This window comes from Methylobacterium sp. V23 (assembly GCF_002917135.1).
Taxonomy (GTDB): domain Bacteria; phylum Pseudomonadota; class Alphaproteobacteria; order Rhizobiales; family Beijerinckiaceae; genus Methylobacterium.
This window is the reverse complement of sequence record NZ_PDHT01000055.1, coordinates 1-17877: the sequence shown is the minus strand read 5'-3', so window position 1 is coordinate 17877 and position 17877 is coordinate 1. Positions and strand designations below refer to the sequence as shown.

Here is a 17877-nt window from a genome sequence, read left to right as displayed (position 1 = left end):
ACTGCCGCAAGCAGGGCCGTTCCACACCATCATACCAAAGGGCGGACCACTTCAAGGGGGGCTGATCACCGTCTCCGCCATCCCCCTCGGTGCCCTGCAAATTCCTGACGACGCTGCTGACGCGTCTGCGACCGGCTCGTCGCCGCTTCGGTCATGGAACCCTGTCGGATCGGCCAGCCGCGTCATCGTTTCGGGCTCCCATCCTTAGCTGTTCCCACGCGCGTCCCGCCCCTGCCCTTCGCGAGGGATCGGATGCGCCAGCTCATGGACCGCTCACGGCCTCGAAACTTCGGAGCCAGCGGCTCGGCCGCCGTCGCCAGGACAGGGGCCGCGCTTAGCGCGGTAAGGTCGCCGGGATATCAGAAAACCTGCTTCCGAGAGGTGCCTCCACGCGGAGCCACGACGCCCTTGCCGGGGTCAGTCTTGGCGCGCCTTCGCCGATCCGACGAGAATCGGCGTCTGCTTTCCAGGATCTCGATCGGTGCGAGGCACCGCGCGGCCGGATCGGCCAGCCTCGATCCGTCCGACGGATCGCCAGGCAGCGTGTTGCGAGATCGGGCCTGCCGATGGCATAGAACCCGTGGGTGCATGGTCCGAAGGTCGGATCCGCAGGCTTCTTCGCTGGTCGGGCCGCCAGCGACGGAGACGCACGACCATGCCACGTCACTTTCGCCCCGCCTCGGTCCTGCGCAGCTTTCTGACGAGTGAAGCCAGCGGCGGCATGATCCTGATGGCGAGCGCGGCCCTCGCCTTGGCGATCGCGAATTCCGCTTGGTCCGACGCGTACTTTTCCACCCTCAAGACCTATGTCGGCGGCCTCAGCATCCTGCACTGGATCAACGACGGCCTGATGGTGGTGTTCTTCCTGCTGGTCGGCCTGGAGATCAAGCGCGAGGTCCTCGACGGACGCCTGAGGACCTGGCCGGACCGGCTCCTTCCCGGCATCGCCGCCCTCGGTGGCATGCTCGCCCCGGCGCTGGTCTACGTCGCGGTGAATCGGCACTCGCCCGAGACCCTGCGCGGCTGGGCGATCCCGACAGCCACCGACATCGCCTTCGCGCTGGGCGTACTCGCCCTTCTGGGATCGCGCGTCCCGGTCTCGCTCAGGATCTTCCTGACCGCGCTCGCCATCATCGACGATCTCGGCGCGGTCGTCATCATCGCGGCGTTCTACACCGCCGACCTGTCGCTGCCGATGCTCGGCGGCGCTGCCGCCGTCTTCGCGGTCCTGTTCGGCATGAACAAGGCCGGCGTCAAACGCCTGACGCCCTACCTGGTCCTGGGGGCGGTGCTGTGGTTCCTGGTGCTCAAGTCCGGCATTCACGCCACCATCGCGGGCGTCCTCCTCGCCCTGACGATCCCCCTGCGCCTCAGCCTCGGTGAGCCGGACGATCCGACCTCGCCCCTGCACACGCTGGAGCACGCCATCCACCCGTGGTCCGCCTATCTGGTGCTGCCGGTGTTCGGCTTTGCCAATGCCGGCGTCTCGTTCGCGGGCATGAGCACGCAGATGCTGCTCGACCCGGTCACGCTGGGCGTGGCGCTCGGATTGTTTCTGGGCAAGCAGGCCGGCGTGTTCGGAGCGGTCCTCGCAGCGGTCAAGCTCGGTCTGGCGCAGCGCCCCGCCCATGCGGGCTGGTGGCAGGTTTACGGCTTGTCGCTCCTGTGCGGCGTCGGTTTCACCATGAGCCTGTTCGTCGGCCTCCTGGCCTTTGCGAGCAGCCCCGAACTCGAGGCCGAGGTGAAGATCGGTGTCCTGCTCGGCTCGGGGACATGCATGGTCGCCGGTGCCCTCGTCCTCCTCCTCGCGTCCAAGGCCGATCGGATTGCGATTGCCGGGAAGCGGCACGAGACCCCTGCTTAGAGCCCCCCAACTGTAACAAAGACTGTAAAATCTCTCATCGTGTGCTGATCTCGGCGGAGCTTCGCGCTAGGAAGCATGGAAGGGCGTCGAATAACGACCCCGTGAGGAGGATGCGCATGCTCCGCTTGAGCTGCTGGATCGACGTGCTCAACGAGCGCATCGGTAAGATCGCCGCCTGGGCGATCGTGGCTGCGGTCATCGTCTCCACCTTGAATGCGATCGTGCGCAAGCTGTTCGGCACGTCCTCGAACGCGTGGCTCGAGCTGCAATGGTACCTGTTCGGTGCCGTCTTCATGCTGTGCGCAGCCTGGACCCTCAAGGACAACGAGCATATTCGCATCGACATTCTTTCGAGCCGACTGTCGAAACGCGGACGTGATCTTGTTGACGTGTTTGGACACTTATTCTTCCTGTTGCCGTTCCTTGCGGTCATGATCTGGCTGGTGGTGCCGTTCTTCCTAAACTCCTATAGTTCCGGCGAAGTCTCCACCAACGCAGGTGGATTGCTGATCTGGCCAGCCAAGGGGTTGATCCTCGTCGGCTTCGTCCTGCTCGGGCTGCAGTGGCTCTCCGAACTGATCAAGCGCCTGCTCATCCTGTCCGGCCGGATCGAGGACACGACGAGCGCGGGCGGTCATCACGCTGCCGCCGAATCGGAGGCCGAGCGCCTCGTGGCGGAACTCGCGGGCGAGCCCGCGAAGGCAGCCTTCGCGGCCGATCCCAAGGCGGGTCCGAAGCCGGCGCCCAAGGCCTGAACCAGACATAAGCCCTTCACAGCCCTCGAACCCACCAAGGTCCGATGTTCGCCGAGTTGATCGCCCACAACCTCGCGCCGATCATGTTCGCGACACTCGTCGTGTTCCTGTTGCTCGGATACCCGGTGGCCTTCGCGCTGGCCGCCAACGGTCTGCTGTTCTTCGTGGTGGCGGTCGAACTCGCGCCCTACGCGCCGGACACGATCACCCTGTCCTGGCCGCTGCTGCAGGCGCTGCCGGAGCGGGTCTTCGGGGTGATGTCGAACGAGGTGCTGCTGGCCGTCCCGTTCTTCACCTTCATGGGACTGGTTCTCGAACGCTCCGGCATGGCCGAGGACTTGCTCGACACGATCGGCCAGCTCTTCGGGACCATCCGTGGCGGCCTCGCCTACGCCGTGATCTTCGTCGGCGCGCTGCTCGCCGCCACCACCGGCGTGGTTGCGGCCTCCGTGATCTCCATGGGCCTGATCTCGCTGCCGATCATGCTGCGCTACGGCTATGACCGGCGCCTCGCCACGGGCGTGATCGCGGCCTCCGGCACGCTCGCGCAGATCATCCCGCCCTCCCTGGTGCTGATCGTCATGGCCGACCAGCTCGGCCGCTCGGTGGGCGACATGTACGAGGGCGCGTTCGTCCCCGGGCTCGTGCTCTCGGCGATGTATGCCGGCTATGTGCTCCTCGTCACGCTGATCTGGCCCAAGGCAGCGCCCGGCCTGCCCAAGGACGCGATCGGCTACCGCGAAGAGAACGGCGCCCGGGGCGTCTGGCAGCTCGGCATCCTGGTGCTGTTCTCCGCCGTGATCGGCATCGCCGTGATGGCTCAGACCGGCACGAAGGCCGGTGCGGACTACGTCATCCTGACGATCTGCATCGCGACCGTGGTGGCGCTGGTCTGCGCGGTGATGAACCGCTTCCTCGGTGCGCAGCGCGTCATCGTCTCGGTGTTCCTCGCCGCAGGCCTCGTGAGCCTCAGCCTCTACCTGCGCGCGACGGCGGCAGGCACCTGGGGCCTGGTGGCCGAGCTCGGCGCGGCCGGCGCGCTCTACGCCCTGGTCGTCGGGATCATCGAGCGCCTGACCGGGCTTCGCCTCATCTCGCGCATGGCGCAGCAGGTCACCTTCGTCATGGTGCCGCCCCTGCTGCTGATCTTCCTCGTGCTGGGCACGATCTTCATCGGCATCGCGACCCCGACCGAGGGGGGCGCCATGGGTGCGGTCGGCTCGCTCATTCTTGCCGGGATCAAGCGCATCCTCGACCGCAACCCGGCACGCCTGAACGTCACGCTCGTGAAGCAGGCGACGGAGTCCACCGCTAAGCTCTCGACGTTCGTGCTGTTCATCCTGATCGGGGCGCGCGTGTTCTCGCTGACCTTCTACGGCGTCAACGGGCACGTCTGGGTCGAGCACCTGCTCACCAGCCTCCCGGGTGGCCAGATCGGCTTCCTGATCTTCGTGAACATCCTGATTTTCCTGCTGGCCTTCTTCCTCGATTTCTTCGAGTTAGCCTTCATCATCATCCCGCTGATCGGGCCTGCGGCAGACAAGCTCGGCATCGACCTGATCTGGCTCGGCGTGATGCTCGGGGTGAACATGCAGACGAGCTTCATGCACCCGCCCTTCGGCTTCGCCCTGTTCTACCTGCGCTCGGTCGCCGCCAAGGTTCCCTACCTCGACCGCGTCACCGGCAAGCGCATGGAGCCCATCACCACCGGGCAGATCTACTATGGGGCGATCCCCTTCGTGATCATCCAGTGCATCATGGTCGCCCTGGTGATCCTCTTCCCCGGCATGGTCACGCACTACAAGTCGAGCGGTACCAAGGTCGATCCGGCGGCTGTCCAGCAGCAGCTCGACAATCTGCAGGGGCTGGGAGCCGGCTCCGGCGACGATGCGCCTCCGATCGATCTGGGCCCCCCGAAGATCGAGTGAGCGCGCGCGGGCCGACCCGTCCGGAGGACTGCGCCGTCCTCCGCAGAGTGCGAACCAGAAACGAACGGAGGAAACGATGAAGAGACGCGAATTCCTGAAGCGTGCCGGCCTCGGTGCGGTCGCGGCCGGCGGCGTCGCCGCTCCCGCCATCGCCCAATCGTCCCCCGAGGTGCGCTGGCGCCTGAGCTCCGGCTTCCCGAAATCCCTCGACACGATCTACGGCGCGGCCGACGTCCTCGCGAAGTTCGTCTCGGACGCCACGGACGGCAAGTTCGTGATCCAGCCCTTTGCCGCGGGCGAAATCGTCGGGACCTTCCAGGCGGCGGATGCGGTCAGCAACGGGACCGTCGAGATGGTCCACACGGCGGGCTACTACTACGTCGGCAAGGATCCGAGCTTCGCCCTCGGCGCTGCCGTTCCCTTCGGGCTGAACAGCCGTCAGCAGAACGCCTGGCTCTATCACGGCGGCGGCAATGAGATCGTCAACGAGTTCATGGCCAAGCAGAACATCTACGCGCTGCCCGGCGGCAACACCGGCACGCAGATGGGCGGCTGGTTCCGCAAGGAGGTCAAGACCGTCGCCGACCTGCAAGGTCTGAAGATGCGCATCGCCGGCATCGCCGGACAGGTTATGGCCAAGCTCGGCGCGGTGCCGCAGCAGGTCGCGGGCGGCGACATCTACCCGGCGCTGGAGCGCGGAACCATCGATGCCGCCGAGTGGATCGGCCCCTACGACGACGAGAAGCTCGGCTTCAACAAGGTTGCGCCGTTCTACTATTATCCCGGTTGGTGGGAGGGCGGGCTCACCCTGCACTTCTACATCAACAAGGCGAAGTGGGAGAGCCTGCCCAAGAACTATCAGTCCGTTCTCCAGGCGGCCGCCATGGCGGCCAATGTCGACATGCTGGCCAAGTACGATGCCAAGAACCCGGCCGCTCTGCGCCGCCTGATCGGCACCGGAGCACAGCTGCGGCCCTATTCCAACGAGATTATGGAAGCGGCCCTGAAGGCGACGAACGAGGTCTATGCCGAGATCTCCGCCAAGAACCCGGACTTCAAGAAAGGCATCGACAGCCTGCGGGCGTTCCGCGGTGAGGAGTATCTCTGGTTCCAGGTCGCGGAGTACACCTATGACGGCTTCATGATCCGGAACCGGACCAAGAACTGACCAGCGCGTCTGGCCGACGCGTCCACCGCGACGCGCCGGCCGGATGCTCGAGAGCCGTGGCTTCGGGTCTGGGGGCGGGACGCTCGAATGAACGAGCCGAGATCACGGCCGTCGATCGGGCGGTTCGAATTTGGAACGACGATTCAGGTATTCGTCCAGCTCTTGCTGCGGTTGCGTCACACGTCAGGACACCATTCCGTTTCATCCTCGCCCGGCCTGCGAGCCCAAGCGCGGGGCCGGAACAGCAGCACCTCGGGCCGTCATTCCGGGAGGGGAGCTGACAGCGGATCGTTCGCCAGGAGAATCGGCTCGCCGTGCGGTGTCGCGACAGCGGCTCGCGCGAAGGCTGCTCGGCGCTCGGCGAGGAGATCGGGCGGCGCGACCCCACGTGCCGCGAGCAGGCTTTCGAGGGTCGAGAGCCAGGCGGCATAGTTCGCGGCCTGCCCGGTTCGCCGCGTCTGCGCCCCCAGCGCCTCTGCCCACTCGCTCCAGTCGAACAGCCCCCGATCGTGCAGCGCCACCACGAGGGCGAAGGCCTGTGCCTCCCAGGGCTCCGCAAAGACCGGGGCAGCGGCGTCGTCCAAGGGAATTCGATCGGTGCTCATGCGATCCGTTCCGGTTCGAGGGCTTCCAGGTAGCTCTCGAAGGCGTTCACCGAGACGCTATGGCCGGGTTCGGCCTGGTCTCCCCAGAGGTCACGCCCGCAAAATCGGACGGTGTAGAGCCATTGCGGCGCCTCGCCGGCGAGCTGCGCGTTCGTGTCGGGGAAGACGAAGCCGCCATGCACCGTCTCGACGGTACCGATATGGCCCCGCACGTAGCGCGGCAGCCGCGTGTGTCCGACCGGATTGATGCGCCGGGCGCGGACGCGGTCACCCAGCGAGAAGCGCGCCGGGTCGGGAACGGGCCGGTCGCTCGGGAAGCCTCGCGCGAAGAGCGGCGCCACCTCCTCACCCCGAAGGACGCGCTTGACCGGGGCAGCCGGGGCTGACGCCGTGCCGGTGGACAGCTCCTCGGGCGTGACGAGGCCATGGTGCTGAACCTGGCGTTCCAGGGCCTTGAGCCAGATCGCGTAGTAGCTGGAGGTGAGGTACTCGCCCGGCGGCAGCGCTTCGCGGGCCGACCGGCTCGCATCGAGGTTCCAGGTGCCGGAGAGACCCATGGCCATCGCGAGGCCGAACACCCGCTTCTCCCAGTCGGCATGGAAGCGCGGCTCGTCCTTTTCCGGCGCGACGGGACCGAAGCCGTGCATGCCGCCGAGATCCTGACCCCCGTTCATGCGATCCGTTCCGCGGTCAGCGGGAGGCCGGTGCCGATCATGGAATCCCGGGTGACGAGGGCGGCGAGGGCGGGCTCGTCCAGCTCCTCCGTCCCAGCGGGGCGCATCGGCAGAACCATGTAGCGAAGCTCGGCGGTGGAATCCCACACGCGGATGCGCTGGGCAGCCGGGAGCGTCAGGCCGAATTCGGCCAGGACGGCACGCGGCGCGATCACGGCGCGCGAGCGGTAGGGAGGCGACTTGTACCAGACCGGGGGCAGGCCGAGCACAGGCCAGGGATAGCAGGAGCAGAGGGTGCAGACGACGAGGTTGTGTTCCTCGGGCGTGTTGGCGACGACGACCATATGCTCACCGCCCCGCCCGCCGACCCCGAGTTCGTGCATGGCCGGGGTTGCATCCGCCAGCAGGCGGGCGCGAAAGCCGGGATCGACCCAGGCCCGTGCGACCACCCGGGCCCCGTTATGAGGTCCGACCCGGGTCTCGTAGGTCTCGATCAGCGCATCGAGGGCTGCCGGGTCGACGTAGCCCTTCTCCACGAGAATGGATTCGAGGGCACGTACCCGCAACTCCATCGGCGAGAGTTCACTCGCCGGGTGCGTTCCGTGCGGATGGTCATCGTGATCGTGATGGTGCGCCATGCTCAATCTCCACGCCGCACCTTACGGGCTGAATCCGCGAGCGTCATGCGTGCCGCCAGCCCTGCGCGCATCCCGGGCAGATCTGTCACCATCGACGACGCAGACGGATCGGACGCCAGGCGGCGAGGGGCGCGATGGCACCGTCCGGAATCCGGCTCCTCCGGCCGAATGCGTCCGAACGACGGCATTCTGCCAGCCGTGATCACACCGCGTGCGGTCGCGGCGGAGCGGAACCCGTCCGCGCTCGCAGTGCGCGGAACGGAGGATCGTGGGCCCTCCCCGGGCAGATGCCGCATCGACCCCGCGGCGTCCCGGTCCGGATTGCTCCGACCGGTTTGAACCGCTCAATCCTGGACGCTCGACCCCGAGACACCTGCACCAGTCCCGAAGATCCGGTGACAGTAAGCAGCCAGCCGGTCGTGCCGCTCGGCCGCGGCGCGGAAGGCGATATGCCCGTCCGGGCGGATCAGCACGACACCCGGCCGGCCCTCCAGGCCGTAGGCCCCGTGTGCCTTGCCGTCGAGGTCCGACAGCATGGGCACCTCCCCTACGGCGAGAGACGGGCCCGCCAGGACGAGGCGCGGGCGGAGGTGCCCCCAGGGCGACACGGCGTTGATGGCCTCCGCCAGCGAAGGGCCCGCGTCCGATGAGCGACCATCGAAGCAGAGCCGCGCCCAACCCGTTGTCCAACCATCCGGATTGTAGAGAAACCGGAACAGCGAGGTCGTCGTCCCGGCATGCGTCACCTCGGCATCGGGGGCGCGTTCGCCCGGTGCCGGCCCGCGTTGCAGCAGGTGGGTCGGCCCGGAGAGATGATCCTCGTTCAGCGGACTGTCCGGATAGCGCACGCTCATCTGCTGCAGGTCGTCCGTTCCCTGGAGCAGGGCGCCGAGGCTCGGGATCGCCTTTGCCGCCAGTCCGAGTGCGGCATCCGTCAGGGAGCCGCGATAGACCGTGCGGCGGAAGCCCTTCGCCTGTTGCGCGCTGAGCCGGGCATGTTCGCCGCCGCGCTCGACGTCGTAGGAGTCCAGCACGACGGGCGCGGCCTCGCCTCGCAGCGTCATGGCGAGCCGCCAGGCGATCTCGACCCCATCGTGCAGGCCGGCATTCATGCCCTGCCCGCCGATGGGCAGGGACAGGTGGCCGGCATCCCCGGCCAGGAACACCCGGCCGCGGCCGTAGCCCGGCGAAACGCCGTACTGGAAGCGGCTGTGAGTGAGCCATTGCGGGTCGGTCAGCGTGAGGGTCTCGTCTCCGGTGACCTCGCGTGCCAGGGCTTGCAACTCGTCGAGGGTCGGGTCCCGGTCGGGCACGCCTGCATCGTCGGCAAGGAAGAAGAGGCGGTGGTAGCCGCCCCAGACCGGCAGCACGCCGCAGAAGCCGCGCTCGTAATAAAAGAACCAAAGCTGGTCGGGCTCCAGCGATCGACGCCAGGACAGCCGGGCATCGACCTGCCGGTTCATTCGTCCGTCGAACCGCTCAGGCTCGAAGTCGAGGTCGAGAAGGGGGCGCACCGTGCTCTTGGCGCCGTCGGCGGCCACGACGTAGCGGCAGCGCAGGTGCTCTTCCGGACCATCGTCCCCCCTCCCCAGGGTGAGGGTCACGCCGTCGCTGTCCTGGGCGATGCCGGTCACCCTGTGGCCCCGGGCCAGCCGCCCGCCCCGCCCCTCGAACGTCTCCGACAAGGTCTTCTCGATGACGTCCTGTCCGCTGTAGAGGACCTGCGGGTACGGACTGGCCACGTCATCGATCGCGATGGGCGTGGTCGGCGTTCCGTTGATGAAGAAGTTGACGAGGCGGATGGGGTAGGCTTGCGCCGCGAGCGCCTCGCGGAGGCCGATGCCGGCCAGGAGTTCCTGTGGCCGCGCCCATAGGTTGTTGGCGCGCGAGTAGGCCTGCAATTCGGTCCGCTGTTCCAGGATCAGGCAATCCACGCCGTGGTGGCGCAGGCCGCAGCCGGCAACCAGGCCGACGGGGCCGGCACCGACGACGATGACGTCGGCATCGTAGGGCTTGGCGTTCGTGTCCTCGCGCATGGTGACCTCGTCGTTGGGATGGATGGGGTTCACGCTGCGCAGATGCCGGGAACGGCGACTGTGCGGAACAGGTGTGGGCTGGCTGTCACGCTCGCCGGATAGTCGGCGAGACGGGCCTGGAACTCGGGATTGGTGAAGGCTGCCCGGAATGCCGCGACGCTGTCCCAAACGGCGTAGTTCAGGAAGGTGCCGCTACCCGCGATGCCGCGGTGCAGCTGGGTCGACACGAATCCGGGCTGCCGCTTCATAATCTCCGCGTCGGCCGTCCAGGCGGCGAGCAGGGCGTCGGCCTCCGCGGGTGGGACGACGAAGGTGTTGATCAGGACGACGGATTGGCCCTCGTCCTTCAACTGGTCCGCCAGGGTCACGGTCCGGTCCATCTCGATGAATGTCGGCATGTCAGGCTCCTTCGGTTGCCGGATGCGTTGCAGGGGTCGGTGTGTGCGGCCCGTCGAGACGTCGCTGCATCTCGCGCAGGAGTTCACTCGCCGCTTCGAAGGATTCGGCCGGAAGGCCTGACGCGAGAGTGTCGGCCCAGCGCTCCTGTCGCGCGCTCGCCCCGCGATAGGCCGCCGCCCCGGCTTCCGTCATCACCACCAGCATGGCGCGGCGGTGATGCGGATTGGGCTCCAGGCGGACCAGGCCATCCGGCCGCATGTCGTCCACCAGGCGCTGCACGGCCTGCCGGGTCAGCCCCATGTTGCGGGCGATGTGGGCGACCGGCAGCGGCACGGGCGAAAGGGCGATGGCCCCCAGCACCTGCCAGCGAGCGCTCGTCAATCCGAGGTCGCCCACAAGGGTGTCTCCTGCGGCGAGGAGATCGCCGTTCAGGCGGAAGATGTCGAGGACGAGGCTGGTCCAGGCGCGCCGGAGGCGGGTGGGGTCTGACGAGGCGTTGGTTCGGGTGGGGCGCATGTCCAACGTTATAGCGTTTAGGCCGAATTCGTCAAGTCGACAACATGTTGTCAAATTGAGCGTGCGTCGGGGTGCCTACGGGGGCCCTCGCTGGCCGGAGCGATCCTCCGCGACGATGACGATGACGGGGTTCCGGTGCGGACGAAGTCGGGCCGCTGCCGCTCCAAGTCATAGGTCGCTGCACGGGGACGGTGTTGCCTAAGCAACGGCGGACTTACCTGGCACCGGGCGCGGTGGGTTCCTCTAGTCCGCGAAGAGGGCGGTGCCGGCATCACCCTGGCTCCCGACGAATCATGCCCTCGCAGGAGCCTCAACGGAAGTCTGCGACTTATTGAGCCCCGCACATCGGATGTATACCACCGGTCGCCTCGGGGCCTGACGGCGCCATGCTTCCTCCTTGGACCCGTGATCGACAAACTCGACCTTCTCCTCGCCCTGTCGCGCGAGCACCATTTCGGGCGCGCCGCGGAGGCTTGCTGCGTTACGCAGCAGACCCTGTCGGCCGGTTTGAAGAGCCTGGAGAATCAACTCGGTACCCGCCTGGTGCAGCGCGGCTCCCGGTTCCAGGGATTCACGCCGGAGGGCGAACGTGTTCTGGCCTGGGCCCGGCGGATCGTCGCCGATGCGCGAGCGATGCGCGAGGATGTGGCGACCCTGCGCCGGGGACCGGCAGGACACCTGCGGATCGCCGCGATCCCGACCGTCCTCCCGATGATCGCGGCGCTGACGACGCCCTACCACCTGCGCTACCCGGACGTGCGCCTGAGCGTTCTGTCGGCGACGTCGGCGAACATCCTCGACCTGATCGAGAATCTCGAGGCGGATGCCGGTCTCACCTATCTCGATCATGAGCCGCTGAGCCGGGTCACGGCGATCCCGCTCTTCCAGGAACGCTACCAGCTTCTTACCGCGGTCGGCGGCCCGCATGACGGTCGGACCAGCATCAGCTGGTCCGAGGTGAGTCGGATGCCGCTCTGCCTGCTGACGCCGGACATGCAGAACCGGCGCATTGTCGATCAGCAACTGCGCGCTTCGGGGAGTGCCCCTGCGCCGACCCTCGAGTCGAATTCGATGATCGTCCTGATGAGCCATGTGCGCACGTTGCACTGGTCGAGCATCATGCCGGCCGCGCTGACCGACGCCCTCGGGCCGATGCCGGGCCTGCGCACGATCCCGATCGTCGAGCCGGATATCGCGCACACGATCGGCCTCGTCGTGCCGCAGCGCGAGCCGGCGACGCCGATGGTCGCCGCGCTGGTGGGCCTCGGTCGACAATTGACGCGAACCCTGGATGGGCGGATCGGGAATGCGGATTCGTCCCGCGCCTGCGCCATCGACGCGCGTCGGGACAGTCTTCGATGAGACGGGCGCGTGCGGTGTCCGGATCGATCCGAGAAACGATGCCGCCGCTGCGATCCGGTTCTGCGACCGATGCAGAGAGACGCGAAACCGCGCCGTCATCTCGATATCCCGTAACCGCTGAGTTTCCGCCATGATCAAGTCTGGTCTGATCGCCCGCATTTCCGAGCAGTACCCACATCTCGGGAGCGCGGCGGTAGACGCCGTCGTGAACGCCATCCTGGGGCGGATCGCCGAAGCCCTCGCGGCCGATGACCGGGTCGAATTGCGGGGCCTCGGAGTCTTCTCAGCGGTCGCCCGCGCGCCGCGCCCGGGGCGAAACCTGGCGTCGGGGGAGCCGGTCCTGGTGGGAGAGAGGCGCATCATCTCCTTCCGGGCGAGCCGGACAATCGCGGCGCAGCTGCGTCGGTCCGTGGCGCCGATCATCCTCCGGACAAGAGACCCGGTCGTCAGATCGTCACTCCAGCCCACCTGCACCGCCGATCAATCGCGTGCGGCTTAGCGTCCGTCGTCGTCGCGCACGCGGCACTGTCGCTCCGTGACCTGCACGGGGCTCGGACATCCCGTCCGTAGGCGATGCCGGTCGGACCGACTACATTGATGCGGACACCCGCTCGGCTGGGAATTGCTCTCCTGTGAACACGGCCCCGTTTCCACGTCCGCATGGTGAGCGTCGTCGTTCGCTTCGCGCCTCCCTTCGCCTCGTTCCCTTGCTGGTCGGGTTCGGTCTCAGCGGGCCGGTCGAGGCGCGGCCTTTCACCGATGCCGCCGGCCGGACCGTCGAGGTTCCGGAGCGCCCCACCCGCATCCTGGCGGCCGGCCCGCCGGCCTCCGTCCTGCTCTACACCCTGGCGCCGGACCGGATGGTCGGCTGGATCCGCAGCCCAACCGCGGAGGAAAAGGCTTACCTCGCACCCGCGACCCGCGACCTGCCCGCAACGGGGCGCCTGAGCGGGCGCGGGGGAACGGCGAACGTCGAGGCGGTGCTCGGCCTGAAGCCAGATCTCATCCTCGACGTCGGCAGCACGGCGCCGACCTACGTGTCTCTCGCGGATCGGGTCCAGGCCCAGACCGGAATTCCCTACGTGCTCCTGGACGGGCATTTCGAGAAGACCGCGGAGAGTTATCGGCATCTCGGCGCGCTCCTCGGGCTGGAGGCGCCGGCGGCGGACCTCGCGGGCGCGTCCGAGGCCGCGGTGGCGGATGTGGCCCGGGTCATCGCGACGGTGCCGGAGGAGCGGCGCCCCCGGGTCTACTACGCTCGCGGGCCGAAGGGGCTCGAGACCGGACTCGGTGGATCGATCAACGTCGAGTTGCTCGGTGTCGTCGGAGCCCGCAACGTCGCGGCTGCGGCCGGGCCCGGCGGGATCGCCACCGTCTCGCCGGAACAGGTGCTGGCTTGGGACCCGGACGTGATCCTCACCCAGGAGGCCGGCTTTCGGCGTGGGATCGCGCAAGACGCGCTCTGGTCCGGGCTCCGGGCCGTGCGTGCGGGCCGGGTCTACCAGGTGCCGGCCCTACCCTTCGGTTGGTTCGATGCGCCGCCCGGGGCCAATCGCCTGATCGGCATCCGTTGGCTGGCGCAGGTGCTCTATCCGGACCTGTTCCCGATCGGCCTGGAGGCGGCGACGCGGGACTTCTACCGGCGCTTCTATCATGTGGATCTCGATGACGGGCAGGTGGCGGCGCTGCTCTCTGGCGCCGTCGCCGGTCCGAAGCCGTGACGCATGAGACCGAGATCCTGGCGCTGCCCGGGCGGGTAAGGCGCCGGGCCTGGGAGCGGATCTGGCCCGTCCTGGTGTCGACGCTGGGTCTCCTCATCCTGGTGGTCCTCGCACTGGCCACGGGGCGCTTCGCCGTTCCCCTGAGCGACGTGATCGAGATCCTCGGTGCCCGGCTCCTCGGCCTGCCCGCGCGGACAGACCCGGCGATGCAGACGGTCATTCTCCAGATCCGCCTGCCCCGTGTCCTCGCCGCCCTGGTGGTGGGTGCCAGCCTCGCCGCCGCCGGGGCGACCTACCAGGGTTTGTTCCGAAATCCCCTGGTCTCGCCGGACATTCTCGGGGTCTCGGCAGGGGCGAGCCTCGGGGCTGTGCTCGGCATCTTCCTGTCCCTGCCCGTCGGCGCGATCCAGGGGCTCGCCTTCGCGGGCGGCCTCACGGCGGTCGCCGCTGTCTACGCGGTGGGCGCGGCAGTGCGCGGGCAGGACCCGGTGCTGACACTGGTCCTGGCCGGCGTCGCCATCGGGGCCGTGCTGGGCTCGGCCATTGCGCTCCTGAAGATCCTGGCGGACCCCTACAACCAGTTGCCGGCCATCACCTACTGGCTTCTCGGGAGCCTGGCTTCGGTGAATTTAGGAGATGTCGGCGCAATCCTGCCGGCCATCGGCCTCGGTCTGGGGCCCCTGGTGCTCCTGCGCTGGCGCATGAACCTGATGGGTCTCGGGGAAGAGGAAGCCCGCGCCCTCGGGGTCGAAACCCGAATCCTGCGTCCGGTCCTGATCGCCGCCGCGACATTGGTCACCGCCGCGTCGGTGTCGGTGACGGGTGTGATCGGATGGATCGGCCTCCTGGTGCCGCACGTGGCCCGACTGCTCGTGGGTCCGGATTTCCGCCGCCTGCTACCGGCTTCCCTGGTCCTCGGCGCGGGCTACCTGCTCGCCGTCGACCTCGTGGCGCGCACCATCGCCCCGATCGAGGTGCCGCTCGGCATCCTGACCGCGCTCATCGGCGCGCCATTCTTCCTCTGGCTTCTCGCCAGCGGCCGGCGGGGCTGGGCCTGATGCTGAGCGTCGAGGATCTCGCCTTCGGCTACGGACGCCGTCGCATCGGCGCGGGCATCGCCCTCACCGTCGAGCCCGGCGAAGTGCTGTGCCTGCTCGGTCCGAATGGCGGTGGCAAGACCACGTTGTTCAAGACGCTCCTGGGTCTTCTCCCGCCCCTCGGCGGCCGCATCTGCCTCGACGGGGAAGAGATCGGCCGCTGGTCCCGGCGGCGACTGGCGGCGAGCCTCGGCTACGTCCCACAGGCACAGAGCGGGTTCTTCCCGTTCCGGGTGCGTGACGTCGTCCTGATGGGGCGTGCCAGCCGGCTCGGCGTCTTCGCGAGTCCCGGCGCGGCCGATCATGCCGTGGCCGAAACGGTCCTCCAAACCCTGGAGATCGGGCACCTCGCGGACCGGGTCTATACCGAGATCAGCGGCGGAGAGCGCCAGATGGTGCTGATCGCGCGCGCGCTCGCCGGCGCGCCCCGGATCGTCGTGATGGATGAGCCCACCGCCAGCCTCGACTTCGGCAATCAGGCCCGGGTGCTCGGCCAGATCCGGCGCCTGTCACGCGCCGGGATCACCGTCATCCTCTCGACCCACGACCCGGACCACGCCTTCCTGTGCGCCGACCGCGTGGCCCTGCTGCACGAGGGCCGCCTCCTCGCCCTCGGAACTCCGACCGCGACGATCACGTCCGAAACCCTGGCGCACATCTACGGCGTCGCCGTCGCGGTGGTACCACTGCCGGGTCATGGGCACGCCGTATGCGCCCCGCTCCTACTGGATTAGGGGCGCGGATCTCCGGGGCCGGCAGTCCCAGTTCCTATGCCTCACAGGGTCTGGACAGGCCGGTATCCGGATGTCCGGCACGCACGCTCGGTGAGGGCCTCGGCGAGGGAATCGAAGGTGGCGTCGACCAGGGAATGGGCGGTTGCGAGGTAGTAGCGCTCCCAGCCCACGGAGAGAAAATCGAGTCCGAACCGGTCGGCCGCCGCCCGTGCACCGAGCCCAGCATCGGCGGCGCCGTAGGCAATCACCGCAGCGACCGCCTGATGGGTGAATTCCTCGGTGGCGTAACCCCGGATCCGGTCAGCTGAAATGTCGTGTTGGGCCAGCAGGCGATCGAACCAGACGCGCGTGCCCGAGCCCTTCTGGCGGTTGACGTACCGGGCCCTCCCCGCGGCGAGGTCGGCCACGCCCCCGATGCCGAGGGGATTGCCCGCTGCGAGCATCAATCCCTGCTCGCGCTCGAACAGGATCCGGATCCGGAAACCGGGATTGGCCGCGAGCTCTGCGAAGGCGGGACCGGCCGAAGGCCAGTCTACGGCACCGCAGTGGAATCCGGCCGCATCGGCGCGGGCTTCGGTCAGGCGAACCACGGCATCCTCGCTGCCGGCGATCGCCAGTGCGAGCCCCGGCCACGTCGCCGCGACGTCCATGAGGAGCAGGTCGTGGCTGGCGACCAGCGTGACCGGGCGCGAGGCTCCGGTCAGGACGGGTGCGAGGCGCGCGCCGATGACACGCGCTTCCCGGGCCATCGGCATGGCAAGACTGGCCGAGGCCGTTCCGAGGGACTCGCGCAGTAGCACACCCGTGGGCGTCAAGGCGCTGCCGTGCCCGCGCGTCTTCTGGACGAGCTGGTGCCCGAGCGCGGCTTCGAGGGCCCGGAGGCGCTCCCAGCCCGCCCGGTAGGAGAGCCCGAGCGCGGTGGCGATGCCCTGGACGGAGCCTGTCTCTGCGATCGCGTCCAACACCGTCACCGTCTCGGCGACCGAGATGCGGTGAGACCCTACGGTGATCGTGCCGCCCAGCGCGAGATCGATGTCGATTGGCATATCATCGGATGTCAGCGTTATATTGCTGCCGACATAACATCTTTCTACGCGTTTGTGACCAGCGAGCGCGCTCAGGGTGGCCACAAATGACGGGATCCAATCGTATGAAGCCTGAGCCCGAGAGCGGGACCGGTCCTGCTCTGGTGTTGGCTTGCGCCGGTCGCGATCCGGGGTCGGTGAGCCCCGAAGCCGCCTCCTGCAAATCGCAGATTTGACCTTGGCCCCCACCCTTCGAGCGACGCACGCCTTCGAACCGTCGCGCCTCGCGCGCGACGCGGCGTTTCCCCTCCGGTTGCAATTCTCACCGTCGGAGATTCCAGGCCTCGCGGCCGGGTATCGGATCGACGTGAAGGAGCAAGCGGCCTTCGCCGCGGGCACGCGCATCCGCAACGGCGGCTGCACGCGTGAGAATCTCGCGCCCATTCTGACCTGGAAGGTCAGCGACCGTGGCCGGTCGCGTCAGCAGAGGAACAGTGACGAGGAGGTCGCCGATGCTCTGCGAACGGCGTTGCTCGCCACGACTCCACGGGTGGCCGTGTCGGTCCTGACCGGTCTCTCCGGTGTTGCCGTCCCGGTCGCGTCCGCGATCCTGGCAGTCATCCGGCCGGATCAGTACGCCGTCATCGACCCTCGCGGCCTCAAGGCCCTCGGCTGGGGACCGCTCGAGATCGGCGCGAAGGCATCCCTGCCGCTCGACCTCTACCTCCACTACCTCGCGTTCTGCCGGGACCTTTCCCGAAGCTGCGGCATCACCCTTCAGGATTTGGACCGCGCCCTCTGGGAATGGACGAAGGTCGCTGACCTGCGACCCGGACTCCTGCCAGGGCTCCTGCCAGGGCCCCTGCCAAGTCTCCTGCACGGCCGGGAGGAGAATCACGCACCGCGCTGAGCGAGAGAGCGGGGCGGCGAGTTGGGCCGTTCCCGGGGGCAGCAGCGATGGCGGCGATCCTGCGATCCCAATTGGCCTTCCTATTCCGAAGCTCCGGCGCAGTGTCGAGCGGGGGGGCGGGTGTTCGCGGCCAGTGTCCGGCGATCTGCGATGACGGCCATCGTCTGAGCTGAGTGAGGGATCGACGCTTGCAGCCCCCCGGGGGGCTCACGAACCGTTGACGGGGCACAACCCGGAACGGAGCTTGGATCGATCGGTTCACCTGAAACCCGATCCGGCCCGGAGTTCGTGACCTTGCAAGCCCCCGTTCGCTACAGTCCCGATGTCGAGGTGGTAACGTCCGATGAGGACGTGACCATCGCGCAACTCAACCAGACCTTCGACAAGATTCTGCAGACCGTAGCCGCGGATTCCGGCCACGCGGTGCGGTCGGTGCATGCGAAGG

17 protein-coding genes are annotated in these 17877 nt (G+C 68.0%); 10 read left to right on the top strand and 7 right to left on the bottom strand.

The window, feature by feature from the left end; genetic code table 11:
* Positions 1-655 precede the first annotated feature (655 nt).
* The 4 genes from nhaA (at position 656) to CRT23_RS25860 (ending at position 5715) form a co-directional block, all read left to right on the top strand.
* On the top strand, positions 656-1864 hold the full coding sequence (gene nhaA / locus CRT23_RS25875) for a Na+/H+ antiporter NhaA (RefSeq protein ID WP_103712408.1): 1209 nt from the start codon (positions 656-658) through the stop codon (positions 1862-1864).
* A gap of 143 nt (positions 1865-2007) precedes the next feature.
* Positions 2008-2619 carry a TRAP transporter small permease subunit gene (locus CRT23_RS25870; protein WP_348628901.1) on the top strand — a complete coding sequence of 204 codons (612 nt, stop codon included), beginning with the start codon at positions 2008-2010 and terminating at the stop codon, positions 2617-2619.
* A gap of 44 nt (positions 2620-2663) precedes the next feature.
* A complete protein-coding gene (locus CRT23_RS25865) occupies positions 2664-4547 on the top strand; it encodes a TRAP transporter large permease subunit (protein ID WP_103712406.1) in 1884 nt (627 codons plus the stop codon).
* Positions 4548-4623: 76 nt separating this feature from the next.
* Positions 4624-5715: a TRAP transporter substrate-binding protein gene (locus CRT23_RS25860; protein ID WP_055953301.1), complete on the top strand. Its 1092-nt coding sequence runs from the start codon at positions 4624-4626 to the stop codon at positions 5713-5715.
* Between the two features lie 260 nt (positions 5716-5975).
* Here the strand turns inward: CRT23_RS25860 and CRT23_RS25855 are convergent, their stop codons facing one another.
* The 6 genes from CRT23_RS25855 to CRT23_RS25830 all read right to left on the bottom strand — a co-directional run bounded on the left by CRT23_RS25855 (position 5976) and on the right by CRT23_RS25830 (position 10583).
* The gene (locus CRT23_RS25855; protein ID WP_103712405.1) at positions 5976-6320 is read right to left on the bottom strand and encodes a nitrile hydratase accessory protein; all 345 of its coding nucleotides are present in this window, start codon (positions 6318-6320) and stop codon (positions 5976-5978) included.
* Entirely contained in the window at positions 6317-6994 is a 678-nt protein-coding gene (gene nthB / locus CRT23_RS25850; RefSeq protein WP_103712404.1) for a nitrile hydratase subunit beta, read from the bottom strand. Before nthB ends, CRT23_RS25855 begins: the two co-directional genes overlap by 4 nt.
* Positions 6991-7632 carry a nitrile hydratase subunit alpha gene (nthA, locus tag CRT23_RS25845; RefSeq protein WP_055953291.1) on the bottom strand — a complete coding sequence of 214 codons (642 nt, stop codon included), beginning with the start codon at positions 7630-7632 and terminating at the stop codon, positions 6991-6993. Before nthA ends, nthB begins: the two co-directional genes overlap by 4 nt.
* Positions 7633-7976: 344 nt before the next feature.
* Positions 7977-9668, bottom strand: a complete 1692-nt coding sequence (locus CRT23_RS25840; RefSeq protein ID WP_103712413.1) for an FAD-dependent monooxygenase — start codon at positions 9666-9668, stop codon at positions 7977-7979.
* 29 nt (positions 9669-9697) lie between these two features.
* The gene (locus CRT23_RS25835) at positions 9698-10066 is read right to left on the bottom strand and encodes an antibiotic biosynthesis monooxygenase family protein (RefSeq protein ID WP_103712403.1); all 369 of its coding nucleotides are present in this window, start codon (positions 10064-10066) and stop codon (positions 9698-9700) included.
* A 1-nt stretch (position 10067) separates the two neighbouring features.
* Positions 10068-10583 carry a MarR family transcriptional regulator gene (locus CRT23_RS25830; RefSeq protein ID WP_103712402.1) on the bottom strand — a complete coding sequence of 172 codons (516 nt, stop codon included), beginning with the start codon at positions 10581-10583 and terminating at the stop codon, positions 10068-10070.
* Between the two features lie 405 nt (positions 10584-10988).
* On the opposite strand from CRT23_RS25830, the gene CRT23_RS25825 reads away from it, so the two are divergent.
* From CRT23_RS25825 to CRT23_RS25805, 5 genes are all read left to right on the top strand, one after another.
* Positions 10989-11945, top strand: coding sequence for a LysR family transcriptional regulator (locus CRT23_RS25825; RefSeq protein ID WP_103712401.1), 957 nt, complete (start codon positions 10989-10991; stop codon positions 11943-11945).
* Between the two features lie 130 nt (positions 11946-12075).
* On the top strand, positions 12076-12444 hold the full coding sequence (locus tag CRT23_RS25820; protein WP_103712400.1) for an HU family DNA-binding protein: 369 nt from the start codon (positions 12076-12078) through the stop codon (positions 12442-12444).
* A 208-nt stretch (positions 12445-12652) separates the two neighbouring features.
* On the top strand, positions 12653-13666 hold the full coding sequence (locus CRT23_RS25815) for an iron ABC transporter substrate-binding protein (protein WP_103712412.1): 1014 nt from the start codon (positions 12653-12655) through the stop codon (positions 13664-13666).
* Positions 13667-13725: 59 nt separating this feature from the next.
* A complete protein-coding gene (locus CRT23_RS25810; protein WP_245436595.1) occupies positions 13726-14724 on the top strand; it encodes an iron ABC transporter permease in 999 nt (332 codons plus the stop codon).
* Positions 14721-15497: an ABC transporter ATP-binding protein gene (locus tag CRT23_RS25805; RefSeq protein WP_103712410.1), complete on the top strand. Its 777-nt coding sequence runs from the start codon at positions 14721-14723 to the stop codon at positions 15495-15497. The genes CRT23_RS25810 and CRT23_RS25805 overlap by 4 nt, the downstream gene beginning before the upstream one ends.
* Positions 15498-15538: 41 nt before the next feature.
* On the opposite strand, the gene CRT23_RS25800 is transcribed toward CRT23_RS25805, so the two are convergent.
* Positions 15539-16543, bottom strand: coding sequence for a substrate-binding domain-containing protein (locus tag CRT23_RS25800; protein ID WP_181017477.1), 1005 nt, complete (start codon positions 16541-16543; stop codon positions 15539-15541).
* 217 nt (positions 16544-16760) lie between these two features.
* On the opposite strand from CRT23_RS25800, the gene CRT23_RS25795 reads away from it, so the two are divergent.
* Positions 16761-17432 carry a hypothetical protein gene (locus tag CRT23_RS25795; protein WP_103712399.1) on the top strand — a complete coding sequence of 224 codons (672 nt, stop codon included), beginning with the start codon at positions 16761-16763 and terminating at the stop codon, positions 17430-17432.
* Positions 17433-17877: the final 445 nt, after the last annotated feature.

What these genes read in the sequence shown, in the direction of transcription:
- nthB (WP_103712404.1), bottom strand. Translation starts at nt 6,994, where the DNA reads ATGAACGGGGGTCAGGATCTCGGCGGCATGCACGGCTTCGGTCCCGTC.
- CRT23_RS25855 (WP_103712405.1), bottom strand. Translation starts at nt 6,320, where the DNA reads ATGAGCACCGATCGAATTCCCTTGGACGACGCCGCTGCCCCGGTCTTT.
- CRT23_RS25840 (WP_103712413.1), bottom strand. Translation starts at nt 9,668, where the DNA reads ATGCGCGAGGACACGAACGCCAAGCCCTACGATGCCGACGTCATCGTC.
- CRT23_RS25830 (WP_103712402.1), bottom strand. Translation starts at nt 10,583, where the DNA reads ATGCGCCCCACCCGAACCAACGCCTCGTCAGACCCCACCCGCCTCCGG.
- nthA (WP_055953291.1), bottom strand. Translation starts at nt 7,632, where the DNA reads ATGGCGCACCATCACGATCACGATGACCATCCGCACGGAACGCACCCG.
- CRT23_RS25865 (WP_103712406.1), top strand. Translation starts at nt 2,664, where the DNA reads ATGTTCGCCGAGTTGATCGCCCACAACCTCGCGCCGATCATGTTCGCG.
- CRT23_RS25820 (WP_103712400.1), top strand. Translation starts at nt 12,076, where the DNA reads ATGATCAAGTCTGGTCTGATCGCCCGCATTTCCGAGCAGTACCCACAT.
- nhaA (WP_103712408.1), top strand. Translation starts at nt 656, where the DNA reads ATGCCACGTCACTTTCGCCCCGCCTCGGTCCTGCGCAGCTTTCTGACG.
- CRT23_RS25800 (WP_181017477.1), bottom strand. Translation starts at nt 16,543, where the DNA reads ATGCCAATCGACATCGATCTCGCGCTGGGCGGCACGATCACCGTAGGG.
- CRT23_RS25860 (WP_055953301.1), top strand. Translation starts at nt 4,624, where the DNA reads ATGAAGAGACGCGAATTCCTGAAGCGTGCCGGCCTCGGTGCGGTCGCG.
- CRT23_RS25835 (WP_103712403.1), bottom strand. Translation starts at nt 10,066, where the DNA reads ATGCCGACATTCATCGAGATGGACCGGACCGTGACCCTGGCGGACCAG.